The organism is Paenibacillus sp. TY11 (assembly GCF_059772165.1).
On sequence record NZ_JCBAIQ010000020.1, the window covers coordinates 100,458 to 113,748 of the forward strand.

The 13,291-nt window shown below is 45.3% G+C and carries 11 protein-coding genes and 1 rRNA gene; all 12 read left to right on the forward strand.

Features of this window, described 5'->3' with window-relative positions; genetic code table 11:
* Positions 1–23: 23 nt before the first annotated feature.
* Positions 24–572: a dTDP-4-dehydrorhamnose 3,5-epimerase gene (rfbC, locus tag AC6EJC_RS20630; protein WP_444955576.1), complete on the forward strand. Its 549-nt coding sequence runs from the start codon at positions 24–26 to the stop codon at positions 570–572.
* Positions 573–599: 27 nt separating this feature from the next.
* Positions 600–1,619 carry a dTDP-glucose 4,6-dehydratase gene (gene rfbB / locus AC6EJC_RS20635; RefSeq protein ID WP_444955577.1) on the forward strand — a complete coding sequence of 340 codons (1,020 nt, stop codon included), beginning with the start codon at positions 600–602 and terminating at the stop codon, positions 1,617–1,619.
* A gap of 1 nt (position 1,620) precedes the next feature.
* The gene (rfbD, locus tag AC6EJC_RS20640) at positions 1,621–2,493 is read left to right on the forward strand and encodes a dTDP-4-dehydrorhamnose reductase (protein WP_444955578.1); all 873 of its coding nucleotides are present in this window, start codon (positions 1,621–1,623) and stop codon (positions 2,491–2,493) included.
* Between the two features lie 191 nt (positions 2,494–2,684).
* Positions 2,685–3,596, forward strand: a complete 912-nt coding sequence (locus AC6EJC_RS20645; protein ID WP_444955579.1) for a glycosyltransferase family 2 protein — start codon at positions 2,685–2,687, stop codon at positions 3,594–3,596.
* Between the two features lie 199 nt (positions 3,597–3,795).
* The gene (locus tag AC6EJC_RS20650) at positions 3,796–3,873 is read left to right on the forward strand and encodes a putative holin-like toxin (protein WP_354005523.1); all 78 of its coding nucleotides are present in this window, start codon (positions 3,796–3,798) and stop codon (positions 3,871–3,873) included.
* Between the two features lie 371 nt (positions 3,874–4,244).
* A complete protein-coding gene (locus AC6EJC_RS20655) occupies positions 4,245–5,153 on the forward strand; it encodes a glycosyltransferase family 2 protein (RefSeq protein WP_348620727.1) in 909 nt (302 codons plus the stop codon).
* Positions 5,150–6,550 carry an undecaprenyl-phosphate glucose phosphotransferase gene (locus AC6EJC_RS20660; protein WP_444955580.1) on the forward strand — a complete coding sequence of 467 codons (1,401 nt, stop codon included), beginning with the start codon at positions 5,150–5,152 and terminating at the stop codon, positions 6,548–6,550. The genes AC6EJC_RS20655 and AC6EJC_RS20660 overlap by 4 nt, the downstream gene beginning before the upstream one ends.
* 106 nt (positions 6,551–6,656) lie before the next feature.
* Complete coding sequence (locus AC6EJC_RS20665) at positions 6,657–7,529, forward strand: phosphatidylinositol-specific phospholipase C/glycerophosphodiester phosphodiesterase family protein (RefSeq protein ID WP_444955581.1); 873 nt, start codon at positions 6,657–6,659, stop codon at positions 7,527–7,529.
* 144 nt (positions 7,530–7,673) lie between these two features.
* Positions 7,674–8,366, forward strand: a complete 693-nt coding sequence (gene pcrB, locus AC6EJC_RS20670; RefSeq protein ID WP_498475311.1) for a heptaprenylglyceryl phosphate synthase — start codon at positions 7,674–7,676, stop codon at positions 8,364–8,366.
* Between the two features lie 41 nt (positions 8,367–8,407).
* Positions 8,408–10,732 carry a DNA helicase PcrA gene (gene pcrA, locus AC6EJC_RS20675; RefSeq protein ID WP_069290489.1) on the forward strand — a complete coding sequence of 775 codons (2,325 nt, stop codon included), beginning with the start codon at positions 8,408–8,410 and terminating at the stop codon, positions 10,730–10,732.
* A 90-nt stretch (positions 10,733–10,822) separates the two neighbouring features.
* On the forward strand, positions 10,823–12,838 hold the full coding sequence (ligA, locus tag AC6EJC_RS20680; protein WP_444955583.1) for an NAD-dependent DNA ligase LigA: 2,016 nt from the start codon (positions 10,823–10,825) through the stop codon (positions 12,836–12,838).
* Positions 12,839–13,217: 379 nt separating this feature from the next.
* Positions 13,218–13,291, forward strand: a 16S ribosomal RNA gene (locus tag AC6EJC_RS20685); the annotation flags it as partial.

Here is a 13,291-nt window from a genome sequence, read left to right on the forward strand (position 1 = left end):
AATAAAGGGAGGATGCGAACGAAATGAAGGTAATCCCTTTGAAACTAGAAGGTGCAAAAATCATTGAACCCGTGGTTCATGGTGATCACCGTGGTTTTTTTATGGAAAGTTACAATGAACAGATCATGAAAGAAAACGGAATAGACCATGCTTTTATTCAGGATAACCAATCCTTGTCTGCAGAAGCCGGTGTGATTCGTGGCTTGCATTACCAACTCAATCCTAAAGCACAGACCAAACTCATTCGTGTACTTTCTGGGGCTATCTATGATGTGATTTTGGATTTTCGTAAAAGTTCTCCAACATTCGGTCAATGGGTCGGAGTCATTCTAAGCGAGCATAATAGACGTCAGCTACTGGTGCCTAAGGGTTTTGCTCATGGGTTCTGTACGCTTGTTCCTAATACGCAAGTGCTGTATAAGGTAGACGAGTATTATTCACCTGAAAATGATCGTGGAATTCTGTGGAATGATCCTGTACTAGGGATTGATTGGCCAACTTCTCATGCTATTCTTTCAGAGAAAGATCAGAAGCATCCGCTTCTGGCTGATGCAGAAATTAATTTTGATTAGACGAATAATAAGATTTAGGAGGTCTGTATGAAACTTCTTGTCACCGGCGGGGCCGGGTTTATTGGCAGTAACTTTGTATTGTACATGTTAAAGCAGCACCCAGATTACGAAATTGTGAATATAGATGCGCTTACGTATGCAGGTAACCTGGAAAACTTGAAATCCATCGAAACTCACCCCAAACATACCTTCGTGAAAGCAGATATTACCGACGCACAAGCGATTGACCAGTTGATGCAGCAGGGAATTGACGTGGTGGTGAATTTTGCAGCGGAGTCACATGTGGATCGGAGTATTTTGGAACCGGAAGTGTTTGTGAAAACAAACGTATTGGGTACGCAAGTGCTACTGGACGCAGCCAAGAAATATAACGTGACCAAGTTTGTACAGGTATCAACAGATGAGGTGTACGGTTCTCTGGGGGAAACAGGATTGTTTACGGAGGAAACTCCGTTGCAGCCTAATAGTCCTTATTCTGCTTCCAAGGCAGGTGGCGATCTGCTGGTTCGTGCATATCATGAAACCTTTGGTCTACCTGTGAATATCACTCGTTGTTCCAATAACTATGGTCCGTATCAGTTTCCGGAAAAACTGATTCCACTGATGATCTCGCGTGCGTTGAGTGACCAACAGTTACCAGTCTACGGGGATGGCTTGAACATCCGTGATTGGTTGTATGTAGAGGATCATTGCAGCGCAGTTGACCTGGTCATTCATCAGGGTAAACTGGGTGAAGTATACAATATCGGGGGAAATAACGAGCGGACAAATGTGCATATCGTCAAAACGGTATTGGAGGAGCTGGGCAAGCCAGAATCTCTGATTTCGTATGTGCAGGATCGTCCAGGTCATGACCGCCGTTATGGTATTGATCCAACGAAGACGATGAACGAGCTGGGCTGGAAGCCCAAACACTCTTTTGAAACCGGCATTAAAGAAACGATTCGCTGGTACTTGGATAACAAAGAATGGTGGACTCGCATCCAATCCGGCGAATATCAACAATATTATGCTAAGCAGTATGGTGCCCGCCTGGGGGATGCGTAAGATGAAGGTACTGGTTACTGGAGCATCCGGTCAACTTGGTAAAGACGTAGTAAAGGTTTTTCAGGAGCAAGGACATGATGTCCTTGGTTACGATCGGGAACAATTGGATATCACGGATTTGCAGCAGACCGTGAAGATTGTAGGACAATATCAACCTGACGCCGTAATCCACTGTGCAGCGTATACGGCTGTGGATGCAGCAGAGACTGATGTCGATGGGGCTTATCAAGTCAACGCGGCAGGTACACGTAATATGGCACTGGCTACGGAAAAGGTTGGAGCCAAGCTGGTTTATATCAGCACAGATTATGTTTTCGATGGAACGGCAAAAGAGCCATATCATGAGTACGATAATACCAATCCGCAGAGTATCTACGGAAAGTCCAAACGGGCAGGAGAGGTATTGACCCAAACACTTTCCTCCAGGTATTTTATTGTTCGTACATCTTGGGTATATGGATTGTACGGGAACAATTTTGTTAAAACGATGCTGAAGCTTGGTCAGGAGAAGCCGCTCCTGCAGGTGGTGAATGATCAGAAGGGTTCACCTACCTATACGGTGGATTTGGCACGTTTTTTGGCGGAATTGGTTCAAACGGAGAACTATGGCGTATACCATGCATCCAATAGTGGCTCCTGTACCTGGTATGAATTTACGCAAGCTATTTTACAGGATGCGGCGGAAATATTAGATGCCAAGATCACAGCGAAATTGGAGCCATGCAGCACAGAGCAATTCCCCAGACCAGCAGCGCGGCCACGTAATTCTGTTATGGAGCATATAGCGATCCGAACCAATGGATTGAATGATTTGCGAAACTGGCGTGAGGGATTGCGTGATTTTTTGCAGGAGTGTCTTAGTAAATCCGAGTAAATAAAACCTTATTATAAATATCAACAATCTCCCATCAGTTCATGATTGGGAGATTTTATTATATTAAAGCCTATGTTGATTAAGGACGTTGAGCATTATAATGTATAAGCAGATGGAACATATTGTCCCTCTATTACACATTTTAAAAGAAGGAGGTCATTACTCTGAACAGACCTAACATACAAATTTTATTGTCTACATATAATGGAGCAGCTTATTTAGATGAGCAAATAGAAAGTCTCATCAATCAAAAAGACGTAGAAATTCAGATTCTAATCCGTGATGATGGCTCGACAGATGATACGGTTGCCAAGTTGAGAGCACTGAAGCAACGTTATCCTCAACAGATTATTTTATGCCTCGAGAGCAATGTAGGGGTTATTAAAAGCTTTTTTGATTTGATTCAAAGATCGTCTGAGACATTCGACTATTATGCTTTTTGTGATCAGGATGATGTGTGGATGCCTAACAAACTTGCTCAGGCTGTGGCTCATCTCAGGGATCAGGATGGGAGCCGACCGCTGATGTACTGTTCTGCTACTCAAATGGTCTCTCAAACATTGGAACCACTTAAAGTATGGCCAGCTGACATCCCCCGACCTGTATCCTTCTATAATGCTCTGATTGAGAATGTATGTGTAGGTTGTACCATGGTGATCAATAAAGAAACACTTCAGCTCGTGAAAAAGAGAATCCCAGATTCTTTGGATAAACTTATTATGCATGACTGGTGGATTTACTTATGCACTTCCTCTTTTGGTAAGGTTGTTTTTGACCCCGAGCCGTACATTTGGTATCGACAGCATCAAAACAATGTGCTGGGAGGTTCTACGGATGGTTGGGTTAGCAAGTGGAGGAAAAGACTAAGTAGATTTGCAAAAGGAAAAAATCGCTATATTTTAAGCAAACAAGCCCAGCAATTTATTCAACTTTATGGACAAGACATGTCTCCTCAAATGTATAAAGATATGGATCAATTCCTGGCCAGCTACCAAAAGGGTGTATTTTCTCGTATGAAATATATTTGGCAGTCTCCATTTTATAGGCAGTCACGGTTGGACAACTGGATTTATAAGTTGGTTTTCATAATGAGGAAGTTATAGGGGGTTGGAAAGAAAAATATTGAAACTTTTTTCCATATATAAGCGTCAAATAGTCAAAGGTGCAAATGAATACTAGATAAAATACCATCGAATGCGTGTTCCTTTATGGAAAAATATAGTATAATTGAAACGTGCAACCGATAGAGCTGGCAAGGGCGGTCGGCTAACTCTCCCGAGGAGGGGGGTGAAGCCTGTGACAGTGTTTGAGGCGCTCAGTTTAATGCTGACGTTCGGGGCGTTAATCGTCACACTGTTAGAGTTTAACAAACGAAAATAGACCGCCCCCGCAAGGAAGGGTCTATTTTCGGCCTGATTGTTCCAAAACCGTCCGCTCTTGGAGCGTTGGTTGCGCAGGGGCTGGCTGGCACCAGCCCTTTTTCCATGTATATCTTACCACGATGAATTTTAGACCTCAACCGAGGATTTTACAAAAATCTAATAAACGACTTCCAATGAACAATATATAGATCGAAATGGTTTCGTTTGTCTATATTTGCACTTTGGAGCGACTGGAATCGAATTTTGTGAAATTCTACTAACTATGTAAGGCTACAAGTTATGTGCTTTTTTGCGCCCCGTGGTCTGCGCGGTATGCTATAATAGGCGATAGTAGAATAGATTACTGAATTTGTCAGGAGCGTTTTAAATATGGATGTAAGCATACTGGTCGTCAACTATAATACGTGTCGATTGACGCTGGATTGTTTGCAATCGGTGTATGCGTCAAAGTCGCAGTACCGATATGAAGTGATTGTGATTGATAATCACTCCAGTGACGGATCTGTTGAGGCTATTCGTGCTGCATACCCGGAGATTACGTTGATAGCCAATAAGAATAATACAGGTTTTGCCAAGGCGAACAACCAGGGGATGGAAGTAGCCAGCGGGCGTTATGTATTGTTGTTGAACTCCGATACGTTGGTGCAACCGGACACGCTGGATACAATGATTCAGTTTATGGATACGCATCCGGAGATGGGAGCATCGGGCTGTAAGGTCATCTTGCCAGATGGCTCGCTAGATAAGGCTTGTAAGCGAGGATTTCCAACGCCGTCAGCTTCTTTTTACTATGCTTTTGGCTGGTCGAAGCGTTACCCGGATAACCCGAAGTACAATCAATATCAGCTTGGGCATCTAAGCCCGGACGATGAGTATCCTGTAGATGTACTGGTAGGTGCTTTTATGCTGGTGCGCCGGGAGACGATTGACCAGGTTGGCGGCTTGGACGAAACCTTTTTTATGTATGGTGAGGATATTGACTGGTGTTACCGGATTAAGCAAGCCGGGTGGGGCATTTACTACTACCCGCGCACATATATTATTCATATCAAAGGGGGCAGCGCTCGCCGTCGTCCTTTGAAAATTATTTATGAGTTTCATAGAGCTATGTGGGTATTTCATCGTAAGCACTATAAACAGCAATACAGTTGGATCACCAATATGGCTGTATATGCAGGAATTACCGTGAAATTTGGAATGGCCTTTCTAAAAAATAAGTTGTCCGCACCGGTCAAGCCGGACGGCGGGGAACAATCTCGTACTGAGGTGAAAGCATGATACGCAGAAATCAGCGTTTTTTAACCCAATTATATATTGTGGCGGATTTCGCGGTCATTCAGTTTTCCTTTCTGATCGCTTGGTTTTTCAAATTTGAAAGTGAATGGATCACCTATAAAGAACCGCTTCCTATTCAAGTATATGGAGGCTGGAGCTTAATCTACGGCCTGATTGCCGTAGTGCTGGGGATGTTATTCTCGCTCTATTCGCCCAAACGCAAAAAACGGTTTGCAGACGACGTATTCCGAGTCACCCAGATTCATATCGTTGGCCTGTTCGTGCTGTTGAGTGTGATGTTCTTCGTGAAGCAAATCGACATCTCGCGGTCCTATCTGGCAATCTATATGGTTGGAAACGTGCTGCTTATTTTGTTTTACCGATTTTTTTTGAAGCAAGTTCTTAAAGCTCTCCGTCAAAAAGGGTACAACAAGCAATTCATGCTTATTCTCGGGGCGGGTACTCTAGGCCAACGATTTTATCATAATCTTGGACAGTATCCTGATCTGGGATACGAGGTCGTGGGTTTTCTGGATGATAAGCGGCATTGGAGTGAAGAGGAAGAAGCGCATTTCCGCCCGATTCTTGGAGGCTTAGATCAATTGGAGGCTACGTTGTCGCGTCTGATGATTGACGAGGTCATTCTGGCGCTGCCGCTGGATGCTCATGATAAGTACCCCAAGATTATCAACATGTGTGAAAAGGCTGGAGTGCGCACGCTTATAATCCCCGACTTTTTCGATTATTTGCCGGCTCGCCCGTATTTTGACAACTTTGCAGGTATGCCGATGATCAATGTACGGGATATTCCACTGGATGTGGCGGGGAATCGATTGTTTAAGCGTCTGTTCGATATTTTATTCTCTTTATTCGCGATTCTCCTGACCTCTCCGATCATGCTGGCAGTGGCGATTGGTGTGATGATTACATCCAGAGGGCCCATCATTTTTAAGCAGGAGCGGGTAGGCTTGAACCGTCGCACCTTCCGAATGTACAAATTTCGTTCGATGAAGGTGCTGCCCCCTGGAACTGAAGATACGGGCTGGACGACTGCTAATGACCCAAGACGCACACGTTTTGGTACTTTTATTCGTAAAACGAGCCTCGACGAGTTGCCGCAATTTTTCAACGTTCTGCTTGGTGATATGAGTGTCGTTGGTCCACGCCCAGAACGACCCTATTATGTGGATCAGTTCCGTGAGGCAATTCCAAAATACATGGTGAAGCATCATGTTCGTCCCGGAATCACAGGTTGGGCACAGAGCAATGGGTTGCGTGGAGATACATCTATTGAGGAACGGATTAAGCATGACATTTTCTATATTGAGAACTGGTCGCTCTTATTCGATATTAAAATTATTTTCCGTACGATTCGCAATGGTTTCAAGAACGCGTATTAATCCAGAGTCACCCTTCGGTTTAGCCGGAGGGTGTTTTTGCGTCTGGCAGTTGTTTTGAGTATGCGTATGTGGGGTATTGACCTGTACGAAAAGGATGTGACACCCTATGAAACGATTGATTGCTACGGTCATTCTTTTAATGTTAATCGGCACATTTTTACTGGCTTACAAAGGGCAATCTACAGAAGAACATACTGGCTTTACCACGCACCGCGTGATTTCGCATGCCATGGGAGCCGTTGATGGTTTGGCCTATACTAATGCGCGTGAAGCGTTTGTGGAAAATTATAAAAAAGGCAGCCGCGTATTCGAGGTCGACCTGATGTTTACTTCGGATGGACAATTGGTGGCGCGCCATGAATGGACAGAATCTTTTACAGAGCAAATGCAACAGGAACACGCAGTTGCTACAGAACAGGGCGGAAAACCTTGGAGCTATCATCAATTTAAGAACACACCTATACACGGTTCCTATACCCCAGTAGATTGGAAGGATGTATTGGATTTATTGGAAACATACCCGGATGCTTATATTGTGACCGATACGAAAGAACAGGACCCTGCCCAAATCAAACAGTTGTTTGCACAACTGACCCGTCAGGCACAGGAGAAAAACCCCGAGCTTTTGTCCCGTATTGTTCCTCAAATTTACAATGAAGAAATGCTGCAAACGTTGCGGAGTATTTATCCCTATCCATCCGTTATTTATACGCTCTATGCCACAGAGGATAAAGATGACCAGATCGTTCGATTTGTACAACAAAATGATATAACGGCAGTAACTTTACCAGAGAATCGGGTGAGTGGTGCTTTAGTGGAAAGTTTGCGCCAGGCAGGAGCAGTGTGCTACGTAAATACCATTAATGAGTTGAAGGATGCGGCTGAGTATGAACAGATGGGTGTGCGAGGTTTCTATACAGATATTTTAACGGAAAAAGAACTTAGTAAACGCAGTTGGTTGTATGCGCTACGACCATGAGCTGTCTGAATGGGGTGTTCCCATTTGATACGAACATTGACACCTTTTAAGCACTATCATAGACTTAGCATAGAACGCTTTTGGATATTGGAATTCGGCTCGTCTGGATCATGACAAAAGCAATGAATGCTGGAGGAATGTGTGTTGGCAGATTCAATTCAATCATGGAGGCATGTGTTTAAGCTTGATCCTGACAAGGAACTGGATGATGAGGCGCTTGACGCCGTGTGTATGTCTGGTACGGATGCGATTATGGTAGGAGGTTCCTCAGGTATTACCTATGAAAATACGGTGGATTTGCTGTCGCGAGTTCGGCGTTATGAGGTGCCGTGTGTGCTTGAGGTGTCCGATCTGGAGGCTGTAGTGCCGGGGTTTGATCTATATATGATTCCCATGGTACTAAATACCACTGACAGTAATTGGATTCTAGGGCAACACCAACGAGCGATTGAGCAGCTTGGTTATATGATCCCTTGGGATTTGCTTGTAACGGAAGGATATATTGTTTTGAACGGTGATTCCACAGTCGCTAAGCTTACCGGAGCAGATACTTCGCTGGATGCTTCATCTGCCGCCTCATATGCACAGATTGCTGACAAGCTCATGCATCTGCCGATTGTATATGTGGAATACAGCGGTGCTTTTGGGGATATGGAGCTGGTGCAAAAAATACATCGCAGTACGGAGCGCTCTCGTGTCCTATACGGGGGAGGAATCGTGGATAAATCTACCGCGTTACAAGCGGCTGCCGTTTGTGACACCATTGTAGTAGGAAACATCATTTATCGTGACTTGGCGAAAGCGCTGGAGACGGTAGCTGTGAAATTGGAAGTATAGAACGTGAATTTATGGAAGCTCAGGGAAAGGAGCATGCACGCATGCAATCAATAGATATACACGAGGCGGTAGCTCGCCTTAATCCGCCTCAGCGTCAGGCTGTGGAGGCGGTAGATGGTCCACTGCTGATTATGGCTGGCGCAGGCAGTGGTAAGACGCGGGTGCTTACACATCGAATAGCTTACCTCATTGCGACCCGCAAGACGGCTCCATGGGGCATTTTGGCGATTACCTTTACGAACAAGGCCGCGCGTGAGATGCAGGATCGCGTATCCAAGCTGATTGGCCCACAGGGAAGAGATGTGTGGGTATCCACCTTCCACTCGATGTGTGTGCGTATTTTACGTCGGGATATCGAGCGGATTGGATTCACCTCGAATTTCAGCATTTTGGATTCTACGGATCAATTGTCTGTCATTCGGAGCTGCATGAAGGATCTGAATATAGACACCAAAAAGTTTGAACCCAAAGCGGTTCAGTCTATGATGAGTACGGCTAAAAATGAACTGGTCACTCCCGAAATGTATGAACGCAAGATTGGCGACTATTTTGAGGGGATTGTGGCGAAGGTATATACCAAGTACCAACAACGACTCAAAAATAACAACTCTCTTGATTTTGATGATTTGATCATGGCAACGATTCAGCTCTTTAAAGAAGTACCTGAGGTACTGGATTTCTATCAGAAAAAATTTCAATACATTCATGTTGATGAATATCAGGATACGAACCGTGCGCAGTACATGCTGTGCAAAATGCTGGCCGACAAGCATCACCGGATTTGCGTAGTAGGTGACAGTGACCAATCCATCTATCGGTGGCGGGGTGCGGATATTAGCAACATTTTGAATTTTGAAGAGGACTACCCGGAAGCGCGCACCATTTTGCTGGAGCAGAACTACCGGTCCACCTCAAATATTCTCAATGCTGCCAACGAAGTTATTGGTCAAAATACAGGCCGTAAGCCGAAAAAACTATGGACTGACAAAGAAGGCGGAGCCAAGATTAAAGTTTATCGTGCTGACTCTGAGCATGATGAGGGCTACTTTATCGCTTCCGAAATTCATAAGAATATTAACGCGGGCAAAACCTATAGCCATCATGCCATTTTGTATCGTACGAATGCTCAATCTCGGGTTGTCGAGGAAATTTTGATTAAATCGGATATTCCTTACCAGATCGTTGGCGGTATCAAGTTCTATGATCGTAAAGAAATTAAGGATTTGCTGGCGTATCTTCGCCTGCTCTCCAATCCTGACGACGACATCAGCTTGATCCGAATCATTAATGTGCCAAAACGAAGCATCGGAGACACAACCGTCGGCAAATTGCAGGCAGCTGCAGCGGAACGTGGAGTTTCGATTTTCCGTGTCCTTCAAGTTGTAGACGATTTGGGCTTTGCAGGACGTACGCGCAATGCGTTGGTAGAGTTTTACGATATGATCGAAGGTTTAAGTCGGATGGTAGACTACCTGTCGGTTACCGAGTTAACAGAAAAAATGCTGGAAACCACCCAATATCGATTGGAGCTGCAAAACGAGAATACACTCGAGTCACGCTCGCGTTTGGAGAATATTGATGAGTTCCTGTCGGTAACCATGGAATTTGAAAAAGGCGCGGAAGACAAGTCACTCGTCTCCTTCCTGACCGACCTTGCGTTGATTGCCGATATTGATTCCATGAATGACGATGAAGAAGAGCAAAGCGATGCGGTTGTATTGATGACCATGCATAGCGCCAAAGGATTGGAGTTTCCCATCGTATTTATTGTCGGTATGGAGGAGGGAGTATTCCCTCATAGTCGTGCCTTTCTGGATAACGAAGAGCTGGAGGAAGAGCGCAGATTGGCGTATGTCGGGATCACCCGTGCAGAGGAGCAACTGTTCCTTACATGCGCACAGATGCGCACTCTGTTTGGCCGCACCACAGCTAACCCGCCTTCCCGCTTTCTCGAAGAGATTCCGGACGAGTTAAAAGAGGATACGATCATCAAACGTGACCGCTACCGTCGTTCAGGCAATGTAGGCGGATCTTATGGTGGGCGCGGACTGAATAAAGGTAGTGGCAGCAACTTTGGTGGAGAACGCTCGTTTGATACGATGAGCCGTAGTGGTTCGTCCGCTTCCGCGTCACCCCGCGTAACAGTAACGACATCTTCATCCACGAAACCCACTCCGGCTGCTTCGGCAGGAGGTCCCTCCATTTTTGCTGCTGGAGACAAGGTACAGCATGGTAAATGGGGGATTGGAACTATTGTAGCTGTAAAAGGGACGGGCAATGATATGGAGCTTCAAATTGCTTTCCCGGCTCCAGTAGGGGTTAAACGACTGTTAGCTGGCTTTGCACCGATTACAAAAGTAGAATAAATCTCAAACATCATTAAATCTCGAACCTCATGAGTGGCAGCTTGGCTTAGGACCTCTGCCCTGATGAAGTTCCCGGAGGGATACGCCTGCATGAACCCAATGCACAGGATGGAGCAGCTTGTTGCTGAACTGAACACATATAACTATCATTACTACACACTGGATGAACCCAAGATCAGCGACAAAGAATATGATGTGCTTTATGACGAGCTGGTAGCGCTTGAACAGACGAGCGGCCTTGTGCTGCCGGATTCGCCGACACAGCGTGTGGGCGGGGAGTTACTCAAAGGGTTCACACCGCATCGCCACCTTGCCCCATTATGGAGCCTTGATAAAGCTCAGAATATGGAACAGCTGCGTGCATGGAACGCGCGTGTCGTGAAGCTGGTCAATGATTACAATACCAAGAACCCGGAGCAACCTTTGCCATCTCCAGGCTATGCGATAGAACTTAAATTTGATGGATTGACGCTGAACCTGACTTATACAGATGGACAGCTGGTACAGGCTTCTACCCGCGGTAATGGCGTGGTGGGTGAAGGAATACTGGCGCAGGTGAAGACGATTAAATCCGTGCCACTTACAATTCCTTTTCAAAATGGAACTATTGAAGTGCAGGGAGAAGGGATAATGAATCTATCTGTACTGTCCAAATATAATGAGACTGCCGTGGACCCTCTTAAAAATGCGCGCAACGCCGCAGCTGGCGCTTTGCGTAACTTGAATCCCAAAGTGACAGCAGAACGGCGATTGAATGCATTTTTCTACAATGTGGGATATGCGGACCGTATCCAGTTTAGCAGCCACCAGGAAATGATGACTTTCCTGCGTGAAAATCATTTTAAGGTAAACCCATACCTGACTTACTTTGATAATTTTGATGATGTAATGGAGCAACTGACTGAGATTGAAGAATCCCGTGCTGGATTGGATTATCTCATTGATGGGGCAGTATTGAAAATTACAGATATGCGTACGCGTGAGGCTCTCGGGTACACCGATAAATTCCCGCGCTGGGCAGTGGCATATAAGTTTGAAGCAGAGGAAACGACTACGGTTCTTAACTCGGTCGAGTGGAATGTAGGACGAACCGGTAAGATCACCCCACTGGCAAGGGTAGAACCCGTAGAGCTGGCGGGAGTCACTGTACAAAATTGTACACTTAACAATGCTGGTGACATCGAGCGCAAAAACCTGAAGTTTGCTTTGGGAGCACGTGTTTTTATCCGGCGCTCAAATGATGTCATTCCGGAGATATTGGGGAAGGTAACATCTGAGAACGACGGGGAGGAAATTGTTGTACCCGATCATTGTCCAGCCTGCGGGTTTCCGTTGCAACAGCGAGGCGCCCATTTGTTTTGCGACAATAAGCTGGGTTGTAAACCGCAAATTGTGGCCCGCATTTCCCATTTTGCTTCACGTGATGCTATGGATATTGAAACGTTCAGCGACAAAACGGCCATCCAGTTACATGACGAACTTGATGTGCGCGAGCCTGCGGATCTGTATACACTCCAATTTGATGATCTTGTAAAGCTGGAACGGTTTGGTGAGAAAAAGGCTAGTAACCTCTTGGCGGCACTTGAAAAGAGCAAAGAGAGAGATTTGGCTTCTTTCCTTTATGCTCTAGGCATACCGAATACCGGTAAAGCGACGACACGCATGTTGGCTGAACACTACCGTGATTTGCACAAGACGATGTCCGCTACGGTGGAAGAACTGATAGAACTGCCGGATGTGGGCGGGATTGTAGCGGAAAGTATTGTTGCTTTCTTTGCTGATCCATTTACTCAGGCGGGGATTGAAAAGATGCTGTCTCTAGGAGTGAAAGCTCAGGCCCCCGAAGCTCCACGGGAGAAGAAGACAGACAGCTATTTCAGTGGCAAAACTGTCGTGCTTACAGGTACCTTGCATCAGCTTACGCGTGACGAAGCTGCATCCAAGTTGGAGGCGCTGGGAGCCAAAGTGGCTGGGTCTGTATCGAAAAAGACGGATCTAGTGATAGCTGGTGAAAAGGCTGGGAGTAAGCTGGCTAAGGCCCAACAGCTCGGAATTGACACCATAGAAGATGAGGATGAATTCATCAGACTGCTGGAACAAGAATAAATAGTTTTGCAATGAGTGCAGTCATTTCGCTCTGGGGCGGGGTGGCTGCCTTATTATCTGTTGTGTAGTAGGAAGTAAAATAGATATAAATAAATGCTTGCTAAATAACTTTAGGCATGATATATTATTAGACGTTGCTTTGAGAATAACATTTCTTGAAGTGAGGTTGCTGAAAAGATAATCAAAAAAAGATTTGACAACAAAGCAACTAACATGATATGATCTAATTCCTGGCTCGTTGAGTGAAACGAGAGCAGACAAGTTCTTTGAAAACTGAACAAATGGATGATGAAATAAAGATTTTTTCTTTTATAAAGAAGAATCGCTAGCATTAAAAATGAGCTTATCGCTCTTTCTATAAACCAGCTTCGGTTGGTCTTTAATGGAGAGTTTGATCCTGGCTCAGGACGAACGCTGGCGGCGTGCCTAATACATGCAAGTCGAGCGGGGTTG